Here is a 19,656-nt window from a genome sequence, read left to right as displayed (position 1 = left end):
TCGCTACTCATCCAACCTGGGGAGGAACGCCGCATGGCAACGGACAACGCCAACGACAGCAGCCATGGTGAAGCAGCGGAACTGGGCGCGCGCCTGGCGATGCTGAGCGACGAGGAACTGCTGCGCCGCTGCGCAGCGGGCTTCTTCTCCGAAGAGGCCCACGCAATCGCCACGGCCGAATTGCGAGGCCGCGGCATCCAGGCACCGGAGCTCTCCCAGCCCGAGCCGCCACAGGAGTCGGTCGACCCCGAGGTCTATCACGGCGACATGGTCACCATCGCGCGCCGCTTCACGCCCACCGACGCCCAGATGCTCTGCGGCTGCCTGGAAGCCGCGGGCATTCCCGCGACCGTGGCCGACGCTGCGCTGGTGCAGGCCAACATGCTGTGGAGCATCGCCCTGGGCGGAGCGAGCCTGCGCGTGCCGCAGGCTTTCGTCGAACAGGCCAACGAAGTCATCGCGGCCTTCGAGCGCGGCGAGTTCTCGCTGGACGAAGACTTCGATCCGAACACACCCTGAACCTGCACCAACCATGGCCCATATCGAACGCAAGCTCGCCGACCTCGGTCTCGCACTGCCGCCCGCAGTGATACCGCCACCCGGCGTCGTGCTGCCTTTCCAGTTCGTGCGCATCGTCGGCCGACGCGCACTGATCTCCGGCCACGGCCCGCTCGATGCCGACGGCACCATCGCCGGGCCGCTGGGCAAGCTCGGCCGCGAAGTGAGCGTCGAGCAGGGCTACACCGCCGCGCGCCTCACCGGGCTCGCAATACTCGGCAGCCTGCAGCGCGCACTCGGCGACCTGGACCGCATCACCGCATGGACGCGGGTGTTCGGCATGGTCGCCAGCGCACCGGGCTTCGACAGGCAGCCAGCCGTCATCAACGGCTTCTCCGACCTCATCCTCGAAGTCTTCGGCCCCGACATCGGCGCGCATTCGCGCAGCGCGGTGGGCATGGCGGAGCTGCCCTTCAACATCCCTGTGGAGATCGAGGGCGAGGTGGAATTCGACGCATGAGCGCCTCGCCATGGACCCTGCGGCGTGCGGACATCGGCGATGCCTCCGCCATCGGCGAATGCGCTGTGGAAGCCTTTCGCCACTACATTCCGCGCCTCGGCCTCACGCCGACGCCGATGACCAGGGACTACGGCGCAGCGATCGCCAACGCGCAGGTCTGGGTCGCGCAGCAGCGGGAGCGAATCGTCGCCGCGCTGGTGCTCGACGTTACCGACGAAGGCTTCCTCATCGACGTGATCGCGGTGCACCCCGCGCATCAGGGCACCGGCGTGGGCCGCGCATTGCTCGAGCTTGCGGAAAGCGAAGCGCTGCGGCAGGGCCACTGTTCGATCCACCTCTTCACCAACGAGAAGATGAGCGAGAACCGCGCGCTCTACGAGCGCATCGGCTATGTCGAATACAAGCGGATCGCCTTCGCCGAACGCACGCGCGTCTTTCTTCGCAAGCAACTGAAGAAGTGATGGTCACGATGCAGCTCGAACGCATTCATCACGTCGCCGTCATCTGCTCGGACTACGCAGTGTCGAAGCGCTTCTACACCGAGGTTCTGGGCCTGCGCGTGATCGCCGAGAACTACCGCGCCGCACGCGATTCCTACAAGCTCGACCTGGCGCTGCCTGACGGCTCGCAGGTCGAGCTCTTCTCCTTCCCCGATGCACCCGCGCGCCCTACGCGACCCGAGGCTCAGGGGCTGCGCCACCTGTCCTTCGAGGTACCAGACGTGCAGGCGGCGGCCGACGAACTCTCGGCCAAGGGCATTGCCGTCGAGCCGCTGCGCATCGATGAATTCACGGGCCGGCGCTTCACCTTCTTCGCCGACCCCGATGGCCTTCCGCTCGAACTCTATGAGGCCGCGCCGGAGCAAGACCTGGATGCACTGCTTCTGAAGCTCGAAGGCGCGCTGCATCTCCGCGAGGTTCGCGCGAGCGCCGCGCGGCTCGAGGAACTGCTCGACGACGACTTCCATGAACTGGGCGTCTCGGGCACGGTGTGGACGCGCGCCGCCATCATCGAGGCACTGCGCGACGAAGCCTTCTCGGAACGCACGATGTCGGACTTCCGCGTGCTGCGCATGGGGCCGGACGTGGCGCTGGTCACCTATCGCGCCCACCGCGAAGCCATTGCGCAGCGTCCCGGCGCGGACTCGCTGCGCAGCTCGCTCTGGCGACGGCGCTCGGGGCGCTGGCGCATGGCGTTCCACCAGGGCACGCCGCTGTCGCTCTAGATCGCTTCGCCGAAGGCCACGCTCACGCGAAGGCCCGTGGGCTCAGCCGCCTCGAGCCGCAGTTCCGCGCCCAGCAGCTCCGCATAGCGCGAGACAATCGACAGCCCGAGCCCCGACCCCTGCCCCAGCTTCTCCCCCGCGGGACCCTGGGCCCAGCGCCGCATCAGGTCGCGCTGCGCTTCCAGGGGGATGCCGGGACCGTCGTCGATCACGCTCAGCGTATGGCCCGCGAGCTCGACCGTGATCGTGCGCCCGCCGTAGCGCAGCGCGTTGTCGATCAGGTTGTCGAGGATGCCCTCCACCAGCGCCTCGTTCGCGTTCACGATCACGCCGTCGTCGAGGCCTCGCGCGCCCAGGTCGACGCCTCGCGCATCGGCACGCGCAAGGTGCCGCAGCACCGTCTGCTCGGCCAGCACGTCGAGCCGCACGGGCACGCGCTTGAGCTCGGTGCGCGCCTCCTCGGCCAGCGCGAGCGCGAGCAGCTGGTCGATGAGGTGGCTGGCACGCGCCTGGCGTTCCGACACGCGCTCGAGCTGCTCGCGCCATACCTTGGTGTCGTGTTGCGCCAGGCCGTACTCGGCCAGCGCGCGGATGCCCGCCAGCGGCGTGCGCAGCTCGTGCGCCACGTTGCCCACGAACTCGCGCTGTGCCTGCACGCTGTTGCCCAGCCGCTCGAACAGCGAGTTGACCGCGTTGCCCAGGCGCTGGATCTCGCGCGAGGTCTGCGCCACCGCCACCGGCGAGAGGTCGCGCACATCGCGCCGGTCGAGCGCGCGCTGCAGCTCGCCGAGCGGGCGCAGGTCGCTGCGGATGCCGTACCAGAGCCAGACCGCGAGCAGGATCAGCAGCACGATCTGCGGCGCCAGCGCATAGCCCAGCAGCTGCCGCACCAGCGCGGTCCGGCTCAGCGTGGTCTGCGCGATGATCACGCGGTAGGGCATGCTGATGTCGGGCTCCGCGTCGTGCTCGAGCACCACCGCGCGCAGCGTGCTGCCCTCGTAGTCGACGTCGGAGAAGCGATAGCGCGAGCCATCCACCGGCAGCGGCGCCTTCAGGCCCGCCTGGCCCGAGATCAGCGAACCGTCGAGACGCTGCACCGCGAAGTAGACCTTGTCGACCTGGTCGAAGAGCACGGTGGCCACTTCGCGCGGCGTGAGCATCAGCTCGATGCCGCGCTCGCCCGCCTGCACGTTGGCCGACAGCGCATACGCGTCGTCGAGCATGCCGCGGTCGAAGGCCTGCTCGGAGAAGTAGTTGGCGATGACCAGCGCGATGACCGCACCGACCATCCACGTGAGCGCCAGCGGCACCAGCACGTTGCGCAGCACGCGCCGCGTGAGCGACGGCGCGCGCACCGCCGCCGGCTGCGATTCGGTGGTCTGCTGCTGACCGGTCACGCGCGGATCAGACCTCGGCTTCGAGCAGGTAGCCGATGCCGCGCAGCGTGCGGATGCTCGCGCCGGTGCCCTGCAGCTTCTTGCGCAGGCGGGAAATGAAGGCCTCCAGCGCGTTGTCGCCGAGCGATTCGTCGAAGCTGGAGAGCTTGTCGGACAGCGCGCGCTTGCTCACCGTGCGGCCCGGCGGGCTCATGAGCTCCCACAGCACCTCGAACTCGCGCGCCGGCAGGTCGAGCGGGCCGTTGGCCGTGGAGAAGCGGCGTGCCTTGCGGTCGAGCTTCAGCTGCCCCAGCAGCACGATGTCTTCCGTGCCCTTCGCGCGACGCACCAGCGCACGCAATCGCGCCTCGACCTCGGCCAGGTCGAAGGGCTTGCCGAGGTAGTCGTCAGCGCCGGCATCGAGGCCGGCGATGCGCTCCTCCGTGCGTCCGCGTGCGGTGAGCACGAGCACCGGCGTGCGGTCGCCGCGCGCACGCGCCTGCCGCAGCGCTGTGAGGCCGCTCGCGAGGCCGCTGGTCGGGCTCGCGGTGGCAGGCAGGTTGAGGTCGAGCAGCACCGCATCGAAAGGCTGCACGCGCCACAGGTGGTCGGCATCCTCGACATTGGTCGACACGTCCACGCGATGGCCGGCATCAGCAAGGCTGCGCACCATCACGTCGCGCAGAACGGTGTCGTCTTCGACAAGCAGAATTCGCATGGTCTTTGAATGGTTGGGGGTAATCTGCCTTGCGAACGACGGGTCAGCGGCCGGTCAGTCGCTCCAAGCGATAAACGCAACATGAGCATACGACAGCACGATGAATCACGGGCCATTTTCATGGCCCGCACCACACGATGAGTGCGCGCGAACCCTCCGATCTGCTGAGCCTGGTTTCCCCGGCAGTGCAAGGCACCGCCGTGGTCCTGCTGCATGGTTTATGCAGCACGCCTGACGAGTTGCTGACCGTGCAGTCCGCGCTGCGCAGCCGCGGCTATCCGGTCTACCCGCTTTCGATCGAGGGCTACTCCTTCGACGCGAGCGCGCCCCTGCAGCACGCCGCGCCGTACGAACGCTGGCTCGACGCGATCCAGGCGCAGGTGAAGTCGCTGCGCGAGCGGCACGACCGCGTGATGCTGGTCGGCATCTCCGCCGGGCTCCTCGCTTGCGCTGGGCGCCGCCATCCGCTGCGGCAGCGAGGTCGACGCACTGGTGCTCATGTCGACCACGCTGCGCTTCGACGGCTGGGCCATTCCGCGCACGCAGTTCCTGCTGCCGCTGGCCTTCTACACGCCGCTGGGCCGGCTCTGGCAATACCGCGAACGCCCGCCCTACGGCGTGAAGAACGAACGCGTGCGCGCCTGGATCGAGCGCGAGCTGCGCCACCGCAAGGTCTCGCGCGCGGGCAGTTCGGTCATCGGCGTGGGCCACCTGCGCGAGCACGACCGGCTCATCCGCCACGTGCGCCGCAACCTCGGCAGCGTGCAGTGCCCCAACGTGCTCGCGCTGCATGCCCAGCAGGACGAGGTGGCCAGCGTGGCCAACCTGGGCATCCTCGCGCGCGGCCTTCGCTGCCGCGCATTCCGTGCCGTCGTGGTGGCCAACAGCTACCACATGATCACGATCGACAACGATCGTCAACAGGTCGTGAGCGAAACCGTGTCGTTCGTCGATGCAGTAGCGCATGGCACGATGCCCGAGCATCCGCTGTACGCCTGACTGCTTCGAACCCGTCCGACCACGCCTGAAAGGAAAGCATCTCCATGTCTTCTTCCGCTGTCTTCTCGCCCACCTTCAACACCATCGCCGCGATCCTGCGGGACGACTTCCGCGTCGACCCCGCGGCCGTCTCGCCGGCCACCGCGCTGACTGACCTCGGCCTCGACTCGCTCGCGCTGATGGAGTTCGTCTTCGCCGTCGAGGACGCCTTCCACCTGCGCATTCCCGAAGACCGCCTCGACCCGCGCGAAGCCGGCATCACGCTGCAGCGCCTGTGCGAAGTGATCGACGCCGAGAGCGCTGGCGCCGTCGCGGCACAGCCCGCAGAAGCAACGGCATGAGCAGCGGCGCAGCGCATTCCGTGCTCGCGGCCTCCGCCGCGCGCGCGCCGCATCCGCCCCCGTGCGCGTGAGCGGCATCGGCTTCGTCACGCCCATCGGCCGCACCGTGGAGGCCTTCGACGAGGCGCTGTTCGCGGGCCGCTCGGCGGTGCGCGCGCAGACGCTGGAGATCAAGGGCATGGACCCGATGTCGCTGGCCGTCGCCGCCTGCGACTTCGACTCGAACGGCATCCGCAGCACGTCGCGCCTGCCGCTGGACCGCGGCACCGCGATGGCGCTCGCCGCCGCGCAGGACGCGGCCGGCGAAGCAAAGCTCGATCTCGCGGCCATCGACCGCGACCGGCTCGGCATCTTCTGGGGCTGCGGGCTCGCCGGCGCGGGCACCTTCGACAACACCACCAGCGCGCTCTATGGCGAACAGCGCCGCATGCGCCCGACCACCGTGCTCACGGTGATGCCCAACGCCGCCGTGGCAGAGCTCGCGCTGCACTTCGGCGCGCGCGGCTCGGCCATCGCCTACGCCTGCGCCTGCGCCTCCTCGGCCGTGGCCATCGGCGAGGCAATGCGCGCGATTCGCGGCGGCTGGATCGACGTCGCCATCGTCGGCGGCCACGACGCCATGCTCACGCCCGGCGTGATGGCCAGCTGGCACGCCATGCGCGTGATGGCGCCGCCACCGGCCGATGCGCCGTCGACCGCATGCCGCCCCTTCTCGGGCGACCGCGCGGGCTTCGCCATCGGCGAAGGTGCCGCTGCATTGGTGCTCGAATCCGAAGCGCATGCAGCCGCGCGCGGCGCAGAAGCCGCGCCTTTCGTGCTCGCGGGCTACGCCACCAACTGCGACGGCACGCACATCACCAACCCCGACAGCGCGGGCCAGGTGCGCGTGATGCGCGCCGCGCTGCGCGACGCTGGCATCGAGGCTTCCGAGATCGGCCACATCAACGCACACGGCACGGCCACCTCGGCCGGCGATGCAGCCGAGGCCGCATCGATCCGCGAGGTGTTCGGCAACACCGTGCCGGTGAGCGCGACCAAGGCCATCCACGGCCACGTGCTCGGCGGCGGCGGTGCGATCGAGCTCGTCGCGGCGCTGCGTGCCCTGGCGCGCGAGACGCTGCCGCCCATCGCCAACCTGCAGACGCCCGATGCGGCGTTCGACCTCGACTTCGTGCAGGGCGAGGCCCGCGAGGCCAAGGGCATGCGCTATGCGCTGTCCAATTCCTTCGCCTTTGGCGGCACCAATGCAGTCATCGTGGCCGGCCGCGCGTCCGATCGCTGAAGATTCGCTGAACGCTTCCTGAAAAATCGCGCGGTGCATCGGCTGGTCGTTTTCGTGGTGCCGGTGTTCGCGCTGCTCATGGCGTGCGAGTTCGCCTGGGGCTGGCTGAAGCGGCGCAACACCTACCGCTTCGGCGACACCATCGGCAGCCTGAGCCAGGGACTGCTGAGCCAGGCGTTGGCGGTGTGCACGCAGCTCTTCCAGATCGGCTTGTACGCGATGGCCTATCCGCTGGTCGCGATCTGGACGCGGCCCGCCTTCTGGGACAGTGCCATGGGCTGGATCGCCGCGGTGCTGCTGTTCGACTTCTTCGACTACTGGCTGCATCGCGCGGGGCACGAGTCGGCCGTGTTCTGGGCCGCGCATTCGGTGCACCACCAGAGCCAGCACTTCAACTTCTCCACCGCGCTGCGGCAGGAAAGCACCGTCGCGTTCCTCGGCTGGGCCTTCTACCTGCCGATGGCCGTGATCGGCGTGCCGCCGGAGCAGTTCGGGCTCGCGGGGCTGATCGTGCTGGTCTACCAGTTCTGGATCCACACCGAGCACATCGGCAAGCTCGGCTGGTTCGACCGCGTGTTCTCCTCGCCCTCGAACCATCGCGTGCATCACGCGGTGAATGACCGCTACATCGACCGCAACTACGGCGGCATGCTGGTGGTGTGGGACCGCATGTTCGGCACCTTCGCCGAGGAAACCGAACGCTGCGTCTACGGCACGCGCAAGGCGCTCGCGAGCTTCGACCCTATGCGCGCGATCCTCGGCCCCTACGTGCCGCTGCTGCGCGACGCCTGGCACACGAAGCGCTGGCGGGACAAGATCGCCGTGTGGTTCAAGCCCCCGGGCTGGCGGCCGGCCGACGTGGCGGCGCGCTTTCCGGAACCCGCGTTCTCGCTGGAAGAAGCCATGCAAATCCACGCTCCCGTGCTCACGCGCCCGCAGGTCGCGTCGGCCGCCCTCCACTTCGCATGCTGGGTCGGCGTGACGCTGGCCTTTCTCTGGCGTGCGGACGACCTCGCCTTCCACACCGGGCTCACGCTGCTCGCGTTGTCGGTCGGCGGCTTCTGGTCCATAGGCGCGGTACTCGATTCGCGGCTGCGCTTGCGATGGGCATGGTGCGGGCAGGCTGCGCTGCTGGCGGTCTCGGCGGTGCTGCTCTTCGGCTGAGCACCCGGGCACGGCCCGCTATGCTCGGCGCCTTCATCGTTGCGGGGCACCCATCATGCGCAGGCTGGCCACTCCCGAAGACATCGACACGGTCTTCGCCCTCTACATGCACGAGAAGGTCGTGCCCTACCTGGGCTACGACCCGATGCCGCTGGAAGACTTCAAGAAGATCTACCGGCAACTGCTGGATGGCCGCGACTTCTTCGTCTACGAACGCGATGGCCGCATCGCCGGCTTCTACCGGGCCTCGCGCTACCCGGGCCGTGTGCGGCACGTGGCCAGCCTCGGCACACTCGCTGTAGACCCCGCACTGCATGGTCAAGGCATTGCGCTGGCGATGGTCACGGATGCGATCGAGCGACTGAAGGCGGATGGCATCAAACGCATCGAGCTCATCGTGGAAAGCGACAACGCACCGGCGCTGCGCTTCTACGAGAAGCTCGGCTTCGAAAGGGAAGGCACGCTGCGCAAGTTCTACAAGCGCGCCTCGGATGCGCAGGCCATCGACGACCACATCATGGCGCTGCTGCTCGACTGAACCTCCGCGGAAGAAGCCTCAGGGCTTCCAGCGCCGCAGCAGCAGCGCATTCGCCATCACGCTCACGCTCGACAGCGCCATCGCCGCGCCGGCCACCACCGGGCTCAGCAGCCCGAGGGCCGCGAGCGGGATGCCGGCCACGTTGTAGGCGAAGGCCCAGAACAGGTTCTGGCGGATCTTCGCCACCGTGCGGCCCGAAAGCTCGAAGGCCTGCGCGACCAGCGCGAGGTCTCCGCGCATCAGCGTGATGCCTGCCGCTTCCATCGCCACGTCTGTGCCGCCGCCCGAAGGCGCCATCGCGATGCCGACGTCGGCCGCGGCCAGTGCTGGTGCGTCGTTGGCACCGTCGCCGACCATCGCGACGACATGCCCGTTGTTTCGGAGAGCGCTGACCTGCGCGGCCTTGTCGGCCGGCAGCACGTCGGCGCGAACGTCTTCCGCCGCGATGCCGAGCCGAGCCGCCATCGCCTGCGCCGCGCGCAGGTTGTCGCCCGAGATCATCACCACGCGCAGGCCCCTGGCACGCAGAGTGCGGATCGCTTCCGCAGCTTGGGGCTTGGGTTCGTCGGCAAAGGCGAGCAAGGCCTGCACATGCGCGGCACCGGATTCGTCGAAACGCAGCAGCGCAGAGACCGTCGCGCCCTGTGACTGCAGGCGCTCGACTTCCGCGTCGTCGGGCATGGCGTCGAGCTCCCGGCACCAGCGCAGGCTGGCGATGGCCCATTGGACGCCCTCGACCTCTCCGCGCACGCCGCGGCCCGGCGACGCCTGCATCGCACCGAGGGAAGGCACCTGCAGGTTGCGCTGCGCGGCGGCCGACAACACCGCCTTGGCCAGCGGATGCTCGCTGCCGCCTTGCAGGCTGGCTGCGGTGGCCAGCAGCTGGTCTTGCGAGGCCGAAGTGCCGGCTACAGGAACCAGTGCAGTCAGCATGGGGCGGCCGATGGTCAGCGTGCCGGTCTTGTCGAATGCCACCGTGTCGACGCGATGCGCGATTTCGAGCGCGCGCGCGTCCTTGATGAGCACGCCATGCCGCGCCGCCACGCCTGTACCGGCCATCACCGCCACGGGCGTCGCGAGACCCAGCGCACACGGACATGCGATGACGAGCACCGCCACCGCATGGATCAGCGCCGTCTCGACGCCGGCACCCGACACCATCCAGCCTGCGAAAGTGGCCAGCGCGATCAGCAGCACCGCCGGCACGAAAACGGCCGCGACCTTGTCCACCAGCCGCTGTATCGGCGCCTTCGCGGCCTGCGCGTCCTCCACCAGGCGGATGATGCGCGCGAGCACGCTCTCGGCGCCGATCGCGCTCACCTCCACGACCATGCGGCCGTCGCCATTGACCGCACCGCCCGTGAGCACATCTCCCGGGCCCTTGGGCACGGGCAGCGGTTCGCCGGTGAGCATCGATTCGTCGACTTCGGATTGCCCCTCGACAACCTTCGCGTCGGCCGGCACGCGCTCGCCGGGACGCACCGCGAGGCGGTCGCCCACCATCACCTCGGACAGCGGTACGTCGCTCTCCTTGCCACGGGCACCGATCAGATGCGCCACTTCGGGCCGCAGCTGCTGCAGGGCGCGGATCGCCGAAGTGGCCTGGCGCTTGGCGCGCGCCTCGAGCCACTTGCCCAACAGCACCAGCGTGATCACCACCGCCGAGGCCTCGAAGTAAAGGTGCGGCACCATGCCATGGCCCGCATGCTCGCCGGCGGCTGCGCGCCACCAGAGCCACAGCGAAAGGCCGAAGGCCGCGCTGGTGCCCAGCGCCACCAGCAGGTCCATGTTGCCGGCACGCGCCTTCACGGCATGCCACCCGGCGCGATAGAAGCGCGCGCCCAGCCAGAACTGCACCGGCGCCGCGAGCAGCAGTTGCACCCACGGCGGCAGCATCCAGTCGAGCCCGAAGAGATCGCCCAGCATCGGCGCCATCAGCGGAATCGACAGCGCGAGACCGATCGCGACCGGGCCGAAGCCGGCCCATGGCGAAAGCGCTGCTTCATCGGCGGCACTTTCCGGCGTACGGGGTTCGTAGCCCGCTGCGCGCACGGCACGGCGCAGCCGGGCGTCCATGTCTTCGCTGCCACCGGTCACCACGCGGGCCGATTCGGTCGCGAGGTTCACGCTCACGTCCTGCACGCCCGGTACGTTCTTCAAGGCACGCTCCACGCGCATGACGCACGAGGCGCAGGTCATGCCGCCCACCGAGAGGTCGAAAGTGGCGACGGAAGGGTTCTGCTGAAGTTTTTCCATGTGCGAAGGCTAAAGGCTCACACGATGTCAAGGTCAAGCGGACGTTTTCAGAACCCCTGCCATGGACATTGACATCGTGAGAGGGTTCAAACTGCAGCCTCCAGCTATTCCTCATTTTCAAGGAGCAACACGATGAGCCAGAAATTCCAGGTCACGGGCATGAGCTGCGGCCACTGCGTGAACGCAGTGCAGAACGCGGTGCAGACGGTGGATCCCGAAGCGCAGGTCACGGTCGATCTGGAAACGGGTCATGTCGACGTGCTGAGCGAACAGCCGCGCAAGGACATCCTGGCCGCCATCGAGAACGCGGGGTACGCGGTCCAATGACGACGGGCCCGGTCAGCATCGGCGAAGCGGCGCAGCGTTCCGGCGTATCGGCCCGCATGGTCCGCCACTACGAGGGACTGGGCCTGCTGCCGGCAGTGGCGCGCACCGAGAGCGGCTACCGCCAGTACGGCGAGGCCGACATCCACACGCTGCGCTTCATCAAACGTTCGCGCGACCTGGGCTTCTCGATGGAAGAGATCGCCGAGCTCGTCGGGCTGTGGAACAACCGGCGGCGCGCCAGCTCGAGCGTGAAGCGCATCGCACAGAAGCACCTGGGCGAACTGGAGCAGCGCATCGCGGACATGCAGTCGATGCGCAGCACGCTGGCGCACCTGGTGCACTGCTGCCACGGCGACTCGCGGCCGGACTGCCCGATCCTCGACGATCTGGCAAATTAAGTACTCCCCCAGGCTTCGCGCACTTCGTGTCGCTTCGCCTACCCCCTCGCCGGGGGCAACACCTGCGGCCCGGCGAAGCCGGTTCCGCGGTGTTCCTGGAACAAGTCCTTCAAGCGCCGCGCACCAACGACAAGACCTTGCCTGCATCCAGCGTGCGGGCCTTTTCCTGGATGGCGGGCAGGTACTGCGTCTGCAGGCTCTGGCCTTCCTTCACCACGCCCGAGAAGGCGTCCTTCAGCATCTGCGTCGAGAGCGTGCGGCCGCCGGCGTAGTAGCGCTTGGCGACGTGGCCCAGTGCGTAGGTCGATGCGAAGCTCATGCCTGAGCTCACGGCCTGGTTGCCCAGCCCGCGCAGCAGGCCGCCGCCCACCTTGCCGAGCAGGCCCCCCAGCAGCTTGCGCCCGGCCTGTTCCAGGTATTGCGAGGTGAGGCCCACGCCGACCGTGGCCAGGAAATCCTTGACGTGGCCGCTGTCGAGCTCGTAGCCGTACGACTTGCCGATACGGTAGACCAGCTTCATCTGCAGCGGAATGATGGCCATGGTCGACAGCGTCTCGGGCAGCAGCTCGAGCGCGCCGTTGAGGATGGCGGCGTTGAGGATCGACTTGTCCAGTTCCGCCGTGTCAGGGCTATTCGGTGCCGCAGGTACCGATGCCGCCGCCGAGGTGGCAGCCACGGGCACTGCGGCGATTTCCTCGGCCTTCTGCGAGAACGCCGCCGCCGAGGCGTCCAGCCCGAGCGAGGTGCGCACGTCCGCCAGGAACATGCGTTCCGCCTCCGACTGCGTGCCGTCCGCGTCGCAGACGCACACCGCCATCTCGTAGGCAAGCTGCCTCGCCTCCGGACTCTTCAGCTCCCCTGCCACCGAGGCGAGCGACACGCGCTTCATCAGCACGTCCTGGTAGAGCGTCGGCAGGTTCAGGCCGTCGGCCTGCGACAGCCCTTCCGCGATGCGCTTGATCTCCGCGCGCTCCCGCTCGTGCTTCTCGCCGTCGACGAATGCGGCCAGCAGGCTGAGGGTAACGATCGACTTTGTTTCAAAAGGTGACATGTTCGATATTTCCGCAATTTCAACGACCTGGTGGGGTCGCGGCCCGCGCCTGAAGGTTCCTCCGCCCGTTCTCCCCACAAACCTTGGGCAACTCTGTGGATAACGTCGGCACTTCTGTGTAGGGGTCGCACAAGCCTTTGATTTGAAAGAAGAATCCTTAGCCTGCCCATTTTTTCGGCAATGAATTTCTCCGGCAAAAACCGCTTTCGCAGATTTTCGAAGGGCCGTCAAAGGACAAGTCTGGGGACATTTTTTGAACAAGGCATGGTTTATCCACAGGCCCGAAGGGTTACCCAATGTTGTCCATGTCGCGGGTACAAACCGGAAGCGCGGCTGCGCACAGTGACAGCGGCATGACAAGTCCTTGTCGCATAACGAAAAAAGGGGCATGTCCACAGAGGGGTGCGACCCTTATCTACTACTACTAATTTGAATAATAAAAACAAGAGATAGGGAACAAGAGAAGCCGCGCCCCAAAAAAAAAAAGCAGCGAACGGCCGCGCCGGTCCCGGGCGCTGCGGACGGAACCGGTTCTCCCGGCTTCCTCCTCCCCCTCGCTAACATTCGCGGATGAGCTTCAAACCCCGGATCCTGATCGCCGAAGACGAGTCGGGCATCGCCGACACGCTGCAATACGTCCTGAAGAGCGACGGATTCATCCCGGTCTGGTGCGCCACGGCCGAGGAAGCCATCGCCCAGTTCGCGCAGGAACCGCCGGCGCTGGCCATCCTGGACATCGGGCTGCCGGATCTCAACGGTTTCGAGCTCTTCAAGCGCCTGCAGGCGCTCAACCAGTCCATGGGCGGACCGGAAGTGCCCATGGTGTTCCTCACGGCCCGCAGCGACGAGATAGACCGCGTGGTCGGCCTCGAGCTCGGTGCCGACGACTACATCGCCAAGCCCTTTTCTCCACGGGAGCTCGTCGCGCGTGTGCGGACCATCCTGCGGCGTAGTGCCAGGAACGGCTCAGGAGCTCCGCAGGCGGGCCCGGGCGGAAACCAAGGGGCCCCCCATCAGATTCCGGGCCAGGCGCCTCCTGCGGTCTCCCAGGTGCCTCCAATGCCCTTCGCGCTGGATGTCGAGCGCATGCAGATCCGCTATTACGGACGCCTGCTGGAACTCTCGCGCTACGAATACGGCCTGCTGAAGCTCCTGGTGCAACGGCCCGGCCGCGTCTTCACGCGCGACGAACTGCTCGAACTGGTCTGGGACGACGCCAGCGACAGCTTCGACCGCACGGTCGACGCGCACATCAAGACCCTGCGCGCCAAGCTCAAGGCGATCGCGCCGGAGGTGGAACCGATCCGCACGCTGCGCGGCACCGGCTACGCACTGAACGAAGAACTGCCATCAAAGGCATGACGCCGTCCCTGGCCCGCCTTGTCGCGGAATACCGCGGAACCGGCTTTGCCGGGCCGCAGGTATTGCCCCCGGCGAGGGGGTTGGCGGCCACACGAAGTGGACAAGCCTGGGGGGAGCCAGGCTTTGACACGGCGCACGCGCATCTTCATCGGCATCCTGCTGATCTACACGGCGGGCATCGCCTTCCTGCTGTACCGCGTCGTGTCCGATATCGATCCGCGCTATCGCGAATCGGCCGAGGAATCGCTGGTCGAGACCTCGCAGCTGGTGGCCAGCCTGGTCGAGCAGGACGTGATCGCCGGCGCCATCAACACTGCGCGGCTGGAGCCGCTGTTCCGTACGATCTACGCGCGCGAGTTCTCCGCGCAGATCTACAACCTGCACAAGAGCCGCGTCGAGCTGCGCGTGTACGTCACCGACCGCAACGGCCGCGTGATGTTCGATTCACTCGGCAGGCACCTCGGCGCCGACTATTCGAAATGGAGCGACGTGAGCCGCACGCTCGCCGGCCTGTACGGCGCGCGCACTTCGCGCGACGTCGATGGCGACCCGCGCACCTCGGTCATGTACGTGGGCGCGCCGATCCGCTGGAACAACGAGATCGTCGGCATGGTCAGCGTGGGCAAGCCGGTGCAGAGCTTCGGCCAGTTCGTGGAGGATGCGCGCGGGCGCACCATCTGGGTCGGCGTGGGTTCGGCGCTGGCGCTGCTGCTGCTCACCCTGATCGTCTCGGTCTGGCTGGTGCGGCCCTTCGGCCTGATCCGCGACTACTGGACCTGGGTGCGCGCCCAGCGCACGCTGAGCCTTTCACGCATGGCGCGGCGCGCCGTAGACGGCGTGCGCACAGGCTTCAGCGAAATGCGCGACGCGCTCACCGGGCGCAACTACGTCGCCGACTACGTGCAGACCTTCACGCACGAGGTGAAGAGCCCGCTCTCCGCCATCCGCGGCGCGGCCGAGCTGCTGCAGGAGCCATCGATGCCGCACGCCGAGCGCGAACGCTTCCTGAAGAACATCGAGCGGGAAACCCAGCGCATCCAGGAAATCGTCGATCGCATGATGGAGCTCACTGCGCTGGAAACCCGGCGCGCGCTCGACCGTACGGAACCGGTGTCGCTCGCCGCGCTGATCGAAGACATCTCCGCCAGCGCGCAGCCCGCCGCCTCCAAGCGCAGCATCAGGCTGCTCGTGAACATCCGCAACGAAGCCCGCACCGAGGGCGACCCCTTCCTGCTGCGCCGGGCGATCAGCAACCTGCTCGACAACGCCATCGATTTCTCGCCGCCGGACAGCGAGGTGCTTTTGACGCTCGAAACGACTTCGAAGCTGGCTCGCATCAGCGTGCGCGACCACGGCCCCGGCATTCCGGAATACGCCCAGGAAAAGGTCTTCCAGAAGTTCTATTCGCTCGCCAGGCCGCACAACCAGAAGAAGAGCACGGGCCTGGGGCTGGCTTTCGTCAAGGAGATCGCGGCCCTGCACCATGGCCGCATCGATCTTGGCAATGCATCGCGCGGCGGGGCGGTGGCAACGCTCACGCTGCCGCTGTCATCGCATCACTGAGCGGGTCTCGACGAGTTCCGGGCGCGGCGGAAGCGTTTCGGGAAGGCGCAGATCCCACACCAGGCCGCACCGTTCGAGCAGCCGGAGCATCCACCATCCCGGGTCCCATTCCCCGGGCGCGAGCCCCAGCCTGGCGGAGCCGGGAAAGGCATGGTGGTTGTTGTGCCAGCTCTCGCCCATGGTCAGCAGCGAGGTCCACGGTATGTTTCGCCCTTGCACGGCAGCGCCTCGCACTTCGTAGTTCATCTCGCCCTGGTTGTGCGCGAACCAGCCGATCAACCAGTGACCCAGCACGCCCGCGGTGACGCGTGCGCACACGCCCCAGAAAACGAAAGCCCACCCGCCCCACAGATAAAAAAGTACGGCGACGGGCAACTGCTGCAGCATCCAGGTTCTTTCCAGCCATTGCAGGAAGCGGTCGTTCGCAACAAGCGGTTCGATCCGGATGCCGGGTGGATGCGCGAGATGAAGCTCGCAGTGAAGCTGCCACCATGCATCCGTCCAGAAACCGCGGCCGTGACGCAGGTAGTCATGGCAGACCGGCAGGCGTTGTGCGTAGTCGCGCAACTCGTGCTGGCGAAGAATGCCCAGAGGACCGGCCAGGCCGACGAGCACGCCGCAGTAGATCAAGGCGCAGCGCAGCCATCGGGGGCATTGGAAGCTGTGATGAATCAGCTGGCGATGGCTGCCCAGCGAGTGGCCGAACAACAGCACGAGCGCGGTGCTTGCGACGAAAAGCGCGAATGCATCCCACCGGAAAAAGAAAAAACCGCCAACCAGTGCGGCGGCGGCCATGCCGGAGAACCAGAGCGACTTGACCGGTGCGTACAGAACTTCGCCCTGGCAGACGAAATCGGCCTGCCCCGCGTGAACCCGATGATTGTCGAGACCCGTGGGCAGCATCGCGCAAGGCTCAGCGCCCGATCAGCGCACGATAGGCTTCGCGCGTCTCCGGACTCACGGCTCCGAGGGCCTGCAGGTACTGCGTCTGGTGCTGCCCGATCATGCGTGCCGAGGCCACCGTCTTCGAACGGCAATACCAGTGGCAGGTGTGCTGCAGCAGGAACAGCTCGGCCGACATCATGTAGGCCTTGGACTTCGGCGTGCGGCCCGCTTCGTTGCGCATCACACCGGCAATGCCGCGCGCGTGGATGAGCAATGCCTGGCGCATGTCGAAGCTCGCGGCCGGAAATAGCTGAGTGAAGAGCGGGATGGCCACGGGCAGCTTGCTCACGCGGGTGATCGGCTCGGGCATGCGCGAGAACTCGGCCGCGAAGCCGTCGACCTGGCTGGAGAGTTTTTCCTCGGTGGTGTCGAGCAGCAGCCAGATCTGCCGGCGGCGTTCGGCATCGTCTTCGCCCAGGCAGCGCATGTAGCCGGAGGTGAGGCTCTCCATCAGCTTCTCGATCTGGTAGCGGCCGAGGTGGCTGGCCAGCAGCGCGATGCGGATGCGCTGCTCCCTAGACTTGAGGATGTAGAAGCCGGCGGCGAAGAGTGCCACCAGGGTGAGGATTTCCATGGATACGGGCAGAGGAGAAAAAAGAAAAGGCGGGTCGCGGTACCGAGTGTAGGCACCGCGACCCGCCTTCTCTTTTCAACTCCGTGAAGAGAGCCCGGCTACCGGAAGAAATCGAGGATCCGGTTGCGCTCTTCCGGCGGAGGCGGCGCACCCACGGGCGCGCCGGTGAGCTCTTCCACCGGCGGCGGCGGCGTGTCGCTGTTCTCCAGGCCCAGGCTCGCCACGTTGTGGCCCGGCGTGAAGTCGTCGAAGTACCACTCGCCGTCGATGCTCACCACGCCTTCGGGCTGGGCCGGATGCGTCACCGGCACGCCCTGCAGCGCGGTCTGCATGTAGCCGGTCCAGATCGGCAGGCTCAGGCTGCCGCCGGTCTCTCCGCGCACGCCGAGCTGGCGCGGCGTGTCGTAGCCGACCCATGCGATGCCCACCATGGTCGGCTGGAAGCCGGCGAACCAGGTGTCGAAGGAATCGTTGGTGGTGCCGGTCTTGCCGTAGAGGTCGTCGCGCTTGAGCGTCTGGTAGGCCTTGAAGCCGGTGCCGTTTCGCACCACGCTCTGCAGCAGCGAATCCATGATGAAGGCGTTGCGCTGCGGGATGGCGCGGCGCGTCTCGTCGAGCACAGGCGGCTCGGTTTCCATGATGACCTTGTCGCGCAGGTCGGTGACGCGCGTGACCAGATAGGGATTGACGCGATAGCCGCCGTTGGCGAACACCGAGTAGCCCACCGCCATCTGCATCGGCGTGACCGAGCCGGCGCCCAGGCCCATCGGCAGGTTGGCGGGATGCTTGTCCTTGTCGAAGCCGAACTTCGTGATCCAGTCCTGCGCATAGGGCGCGCCAATGGACTGCAGCACGCGCAGCGTGACCAGGTTCTTCGACTTCATCAGCGCGGTGCGCAGCGGCATCGGGCCTTCGTAGGTGCCCTCGAAGTTCTTCGGTTCCCAGGGCTGGCCGCCGTTGGCGCTGGCGTCGAAGTACAGCGGCGCATCGTTCACCACGGTGGCGGGCGTGAAGCCCTTCTCGAGCGCGGCCGAGTAGATGAAGGGCTTGAAGCTCGAACCCGGCTGGCGCCAGGCCTGCGTCACGTGGTTGAACTTGTTCTTGCCGTAGTCGAAGCCGCCCACCAGCGCCTTGATGGCACCGCTGCGCGGGTCCATGCCGATGAAGGCGCCCTCCACCTCGGGCAGCTGGGTGATCTCCCAGGTGTTCTTCGGCGTCTTCGCCACGCGGATGACGGCGCCACGGCGGATCTTGATGTTGGGCGGCGCCTTCGCGGCAAGGCCCGACTGAGCGGGCTTGAGGCCGTCGCCGGTGATCTGGATGGTTTCGCCGTTCGCGCGCACCGCGCTGATTTCCTTCGCGTTCACGTCGAGCACCACGGCCGCGATCACGTCGCCGTTGTCCGGATGCTCGGCCAGCGCGTCGTCCACCGCTTCGTCGATTTCCTTTTGCTCTGTCGGCAGGTCGACGAACTTCTCTGGCCCGCGGTAGGGCTGGCGGCGTTCGTAGTCCATGATGCCCTTGCGCAGCGACCGGTACGCCGCAGCCTGGTCGGCCGCCACGATCGAGGTGTAGACCTTCATGCCGCTGGTGTAGATGCTGTCGCCGTACTGCGCGTACATCATCTGGCGCACCGTCTCGGCCACGTATTCGGCGTGCAGCCGGTTCGGGTCGGCCGCATCGCGCAGGTGCAGCTCTTCCTTCTTCGCGGCCGCCGCCTGCTCGGCGGTGATGAAGCCGGTCTCCTGCATGCGGTCGATCACGTACAGCTGGCGCGCACGCGCGCGTCGCGGGTTGGCGACCGGGTTGTTGGCGCCGGGCGCCTTCGGCAGGCCGGCGAGCATCGCGGCCTCGGCGATGGTGATGTTCTGCAGCGGCTTGCCGAAATAGGTTTCGGCCGCGGCGGCGAAGCCGTAGGCGCGGTTGCCGAGGTAGATCTGGTTCAGGTAGATCTCGAGGATCTGGTCCTTCGTGAGCTGCTGTTCCAGCCGCATCGCCAGCAGGATCTCGTAGGTCTTGCGGCTCATGGTCCGCTCGGAGGTGAGGTACACGTTGCGTGCCACCTGCATCGTGATGGTCGAGGCGCCCTGCTTGCGTCCGCCCTTCAGGCTCGCCACGGCCGCTCGCAGGAAGCCCTTGTAGTCGACGCCGCCGTGGTCGTAGAACCGGGCGTCCTCCACGGCCAGCACCGCGTCCTTCATCACCTTCGGGATGTTGGCGAAGGGCGTGAGGTTGCGGCGCTCTTCGCCGAACTCGCCGATCAGCTGGCCTTCGGTGGAATACACACGCAGCGGCAGCTTGGGGCGGTAGTCGGAAAGCTCCGAGACGTCGGGCAGCTTCGGGTAAATGGTGACCACGGCGACGATGGCCGCGACCAGCACCACCAGCGCGCCGGAGCCGACACCGATGGCGCCCCAGCCGGCAACGCGCTTCCAGTTGAAGCGGGAGCCGGGTGGCGCCGCGCCGTCGTCGCCGGAAGCCTTGGAATTTGAGCGTTTGAACATGGGAAATGCCTGTTT

General features: G+C 67.3%; 21 protein-coding genes. 13 read left to right on the top strand and 8 right to left on the bottom strand.

What is annotated here, in order from left to right:
- Positions 1-33: 33 nt before the first annotated feature.
- Genes ACHMXA_RS03650 through ACHMXA_RS03635 form a run of 4 tightly spaced genes read left to right on the top strand, consistent with a single transcriptional unit; the run spans position 34 to position 2,243 of the window.
- Entirely contained in the window at positions 34-519 is a 486-nt protein-coding gene (locus tag ACHMXA_RS03650) for a hypothetical protein (protein WP_395318539.1), read from the top strand.
- A gap of 13 nt (positions 520-532) precedes the next feature.
- The gene (locus ACHMXA_RS03645; RefSeq protein WP_395318537.1) at positions 533-1,018 is read left to right on the top strand and encodes a RidA family protein; all 486 of its coding nucleotides are present in this window, start codon (positions 533-535) and stop codon (positions 1,016-1,018) included.
- Positions 1,015-1,479: a GNAT family N-acetyltransferase gene (locus tag ACHMXA_RS03640; protein WP_395318535.1), complete on the top strand. Its 465-nt coding sequence runs from the start codon at positions 1,015-1,017 to the stop codon at positions 1,477-1,479. The genes ACHMXA_RS03645 and ACHMXA_RS03640 overlap by 4 nt, the downstream gene beginning before the upstream one ends.
- Positions 1,479-2,243 carry a VOC family protein gene (locus ACHMXA_RS03635; RefSeq protein WP_395318533.1) on the top strand — a complete coding sequence of 255 codons (765 nt, stop codon included), beginning with the start codon at positions 1,479-1,481 and terminating at the stop codon, positions 2,241-2,243. Before ACHMXA_RS03640 ends, ACHMXA_RS03635 begins: the two co-directional genes overlap by 1 nt.
- Here ACHMXA_RS03635 and ACHMXA_RS03630 read toward each other — a convergent pair.
- The 3 genes from ACHMXA_RS03630 to ACHMXA_RS03620 all read right to left on the bottom strand — a co-directional run bounded on the left by ACHMXA_RS03630 (position 2,240) and on the right by ACHMXA_RS03620 (position 4,764).
- Positions 2,240-3,640, bottom strand: a complete 1,401-nt coding sequence (locus ACHMXA_RS03630; RefSeq protein ID WP_395318531.1) for a sensor histidine kinase — start codon at positions 3,638-3,640, stop codon at positions 2,240-2,242. The two genes, ACHMXA_RS03635 and ACHMXA_RS03630, sit on opposite strands and share 4 nt — an antisense overlap.
- 7 nt (positions 3,641-3,647) lie before the next feature.
- Positions 3,648-4,337 (bottom strand): response regulator transcription factor, encoded by a 690-nt coding sequence (locus ACHMXA_RS03625; protein WP_019653620.1) that lies wholly within the window; start codon positions 4,335-4,337, stop codon positions 3,648-3,650.
- A gap of 304 nt (positions 4,338-4,641) precedes the next feature.
- Entirely contained in the window at positions 4,642-4,764 is a 123-nt protein-coding gene (locus tag ACHMXA_RS03620) for a hypothetical protein (RefSeq protein ID WP_395318528.1), read from the bottom strand.
- A 71-nt stretch (positions 4,765-4,835) separates the two neighbouring features.
- On the opposite strand from ACHMXA_RS03620, the gene ACHMXA_RS03615 reads away from it, so the two are divergent.
- The 5 genes from ACHMXA_RS03615 to ACHMXA_RS03595 all read left to right on the top strand — a co-directional run bounded on the left by ACHMXA_RS03615 (position 4,836) and on the right by ACHMXA_RS03595 (position 8,661).
- Positions 4,836-5,336: an alpha/beta hydrolase gene (locus tag ACHMXA_RS03615; RefSeq protein ID WP_395318526.1), complete on the top strand. Its 501-nt coding sequence runs from the start codon at positions 4,836-4,838 to the stop codon at positions 5,334-5,336.
- Positions 5,337-5,380: 44 nt separating this feature from the next.
- Positions 5,381-5,677, top strand: coding sequence for an acyl carrier protein (locus ACHMXA_RS03610; protein ID WP_176665425.1), 297 nt, complete (start codon positions 5,381-5,383; stop codon positions 5,675-5,677).
- Between the two features lie 61 nt (positions 5,678-5,738).
- On the top strand, positions 5,739-6,959 hold the full coding sequence (locus ACHMXA_RS03605) for a beta-ketoacyl-[acyl-carrier-protein] synthase family protein (protein ID WP_395318524.1): 1,221 nt from the start codon (positions 5,739-5,741) through the stop codon (positions 6,957-6,959).
- Positions 6,960-6,992: 33 nt separating this feature from the next.
- A complete protein-coding gene (locus ACHMXA_RS03600; protein ID WP_395318522.1) occupies positions 6,993-8,123 on the top strand; it encodes a sterol desaturase family protein in 1,131 nt (376 codons plus the stop codon).
- Between the two features lie 55 nt (positions 8,124-8,178).
- On the top strand, positions 8,179-8,661 hold the full coding sequence (locus ACHMXA_RS03595) for a GNAT family N-acetyltransferase (protein ID WP_395318520.1): 483 nt from the start codon (positions 8,179-8,181) through the stop codon (positions 8,659-8,661).
- Positions 8,662-8,679: 18 nt separating this feature from the next.
- Here the strand turns inward: ACHMXA_RS03595 and ACHMXA_RS03590 are convergent, their stop codons facing one another.
- Positions 8,680-10,917: a heavy metal translocating P-type ATPase gene (locus ACHMXA_RS03590; protein WP_395318518.1), complete on the bottom strand. Its 2,238-nt coding sequence runs from the start codon at positions 10,915-10,917 to the stop codon at positions 8,680-8,682.
- 132 nt (positions 10,918-11,049) lie between these two features.
- Here ACHMXA_RS03590 and ACHMXA_RS03585 point away from each other — a divergent pair, with 132 nt between their 5' ends.
- Both ACHMXA_RS03585 and cueR read left to right on the top strand, forming a co-directional pair.
- On the top strand, positions 11,050-11,244 hold the full coding sequence (locus ACHMXA_RS03585) for a heavy-metal-associated domain-containing protein (protein ID WP_176665420.1): 195 nt from the start codon (positions 11,050-11,052) through the stop codon (positions 11,242-11,244).
- The gene (cueR, locus tag ACHMXA_RS03580) at positions 11,241-11,642 is read left to right on the top strand and encodes a Cu(I)-responsive transcriptional regulator (protein WP_395318515.1); all 402 of its coding nucleotides are present in this window, start codon (positions 11,241-11,243) and stop codon (positions 11,640-11,642) included. Before ACHMXA_RS03585 ends, cueR begins: the two co-directional genes overlap by 4 nt.
- A 109-nt stretch (positions 11,643-11,751) precedes the next feature.
- Here the strand turns inward: cueR and ACHMXA_RS03575 are convergent, their stop codons facing one another.
- A complete protein-coding gene (locus ACHMXA_RS03575) occupies positions 11,752-12,693 on the bottom strand; it encodes a YcjF family protein (RefSeq protein ID WP_395318513.1) in 942 nt (313 codons plus the stop codon).
- Between the two features lie 570 nt (positions 12,694-13,263).
- Here ACHMXA_RS03575 and creB point away from each other — a divergent pair.
- Both creB and creC read left to right on the top strand, forming a co-directional pair.
- A complete protein-coding gene (creB, locus tag ACHMXA_RS03570; RefSeq protein ID WP_176665417.1) occupies positions 13,264-14,055 on the top strand; it encodes a two-component system response regulator CreB in 792 nt (263 codons plus the stop codon).
- A gap of 123 nt (positions 14,056-14,178) precedes the next feature.
- Positions 14,179-15,618 carry a two-component system sensor histidine kinase CreC gene (gene creC / locus ACHMXA_RS03565; protein ID WP_176665416.1) on the top strand — a complete coding sequence of 480 codons (1,440 nt, stop codon included), beginning with the start codon at positions 14,179-14,181 and terminating at the stop codon, positions 15,616-15,618.
- Here creC and ACHMXA_RS03560 read toward each other — a convergent pair.
- The 3 genes from ACHMXA_RS03560 to ACHMXA_RS03550 all read right to left on the bottom strand — a co-directional run bounded on the left by ACHMXA_RS03560 (position 15,604) and on the right by ACHMXA_RS03550 (position 19,641).
- Complete coding sequence (locus tag ACHMXA_RS03560) at positions 15,604-16,521, bottom strand: acyl-CoA desaturase (RefSeq protein WP_395318510.1); 918 nt, start codon at positions 16,519-16,521, stop codon at positions 15,604-15,606. The genes creC and ACHMXA_RS03560 overlap by 15 nt on opposite strands.
- A gap of 10 nt (positions 16,522-16,531) precedes the next feature.
- Complete coding sequence (locus tag ACHMXA_RS03555; protein ID WP_176665414.1) at positions 16,532-17,137, bottom strand: hypothetical protein; 606 nt, start codon at positions 17,135-17,137, stop codon at positions 16,532-16,534.
- A 98-nt stretch (positions 17,138-17,235) separates the two neighbouring features.
- The gene (locus ACHMXA_RS03550; RefSeq protein WP_395318508.1) at positions 17,236-19,641 is read right to left on the bottom strand and encodes a penicillin-binding protein 1A; all 2,406 of its coding nucleotides are present in this window, start codon (positions 19,639-19,641) and stop codon (positions 17,236-17,238) included.
- Positions 19,642-19,656 lie beyond the last annotated feature (15 nt).

Origin of the sequence: Variovorax sp. UC74_104, assembly GCF_044055375.1 — a bacterium.
GTDB lineage: Bacteria > Pseudomonadota > Gammaproteobacteria > Burkholderiales > Burkholderiaceae_C > Variovorax.
Note: the sequence above shows the minus strand (reverse complement) of the source record. Positions and strands in the feature narration are given on the sequence as shown.

Bases quoted from the DNA above. Each gene is read 5' to 3' on its own strand.
- ACHMXA_RS03560 (WP_395318510.1), bottom strand. From the start codon at position 16,521: ATGCTGCCCACGGGTCTCGACAATCATCGGGTTCACGCGGGGCAGGCC.
- ACHMXA_RS03595 (WP_395318520.1), top strand. From the start codon at position 8,179: ATGCGCAGGCTGGCCACTCCCGAAGACATCGACACGGTCTTCGCCCTC.
- ACHMXA_RS03575 (WP_395318513.1), bottom strand. From the start codon at position 12,693: ATGTCACCTTTTGAAACAAAGTCGATCGTTACCCTCAGCCTGCTGGCC.
- ACHMXA_RS03645 (WP_395318537.1), top strand. From the start codon at position 533: ATGGCCCATATCGAACGCAAGCTCGCCGACCTCGGTCTCGCACTGCCG.
- ACHMXA_RS03585 (WP_176665420.1), top strand. From the start codon at position 11,050: ATGAGCCAGAAATTCCAGGTCACGGGCATGAGCTGCGGCCACTGCGTG.
- ACHMXA_RS03550 (WP_395318508.1), bottom strand. From the start codon at position 19,641: ATGTTCAAACGCTCAAATTCCAAGGCTTCCGGCGACGACGGCGCGGCG.
- ACHMXA_RS03650 (WP_395318539.1), top strand. From the start codon at position 34: ATGGCAACGGACAACGCCAACGACAGCAGCCATGGTGAAGCAGCGGAA.
- creB (WP_176665417.1), top strand. From the start codon at position 13,264: ATGAGCTTCAAACCCCGGATCCTGATCGCCGAAGACGAGTCGGGCATC.
- ACHMXA_RS03620 (WP_395318528.1), bottom strand. From the start codon at position 4,764: ATGCCGACCAGCATCACGCGGTCGTGCCGCTCGCGCAGCGACTTCACC.
- ACHMXA_RS03640 (WP_395318535.1), top strand. From the start codon at position 1,015: ATGAGCGCCTCGCCATGGACCCTGCGGCGTGCGGACATCGGCGATGCC.
- ACHMXA_RS03555 (WP_176665414.1), bottom strand. From the start codon at position 17,137: ATGGAAATCCTCACCCTGGTGGCACTCTTCGCCGCCGGCTTCTACATC.
- cueR (WP_395318515.1), top strand. From the start codon at position 11,241: ATGACGACGGGCCCGGTCAGCATCGGCGAAGCGGCGCAGCGTTCCGGC.
- ACHMXA_RS03590 (WP_395318518.1), bottom strand. From the start codon at position 10,917: ATGGAAAAACTTCAGCAGAACCCTTCCGTCGCCACTTTCGACCTCTCG.
- ACHMXA_RS03635 (WP_395318533.1), top strand. From the start codon at position 1,479: ATGGTCACGATGCAGCTCGAACGCATTCATCACGTCGCCGTCATCTGC.
- ACHMXA_RS03610 (WP_176665425.1), top strand. From the start codon at position 5,381: ATGTCTTCTTCCGCTGTCTTCTCGCCCACCTTCAACACCATCGCCGCG.
- ACHMXA_RS03625 (WP_019653620.1), bottom strand. From the start codon at position 4,337: ATGCGAATTCTGCTTGTCGAAGACGACACCGTTCTGCGCGACGTGATG.
- ACHMXA_RS03615 (WP_395318526.1), top strand. From the start codon at position 4,836: ATGTCGACCACGCTGCGCTTCGACGGCTGGGCCATTCCGCGCACGCAG.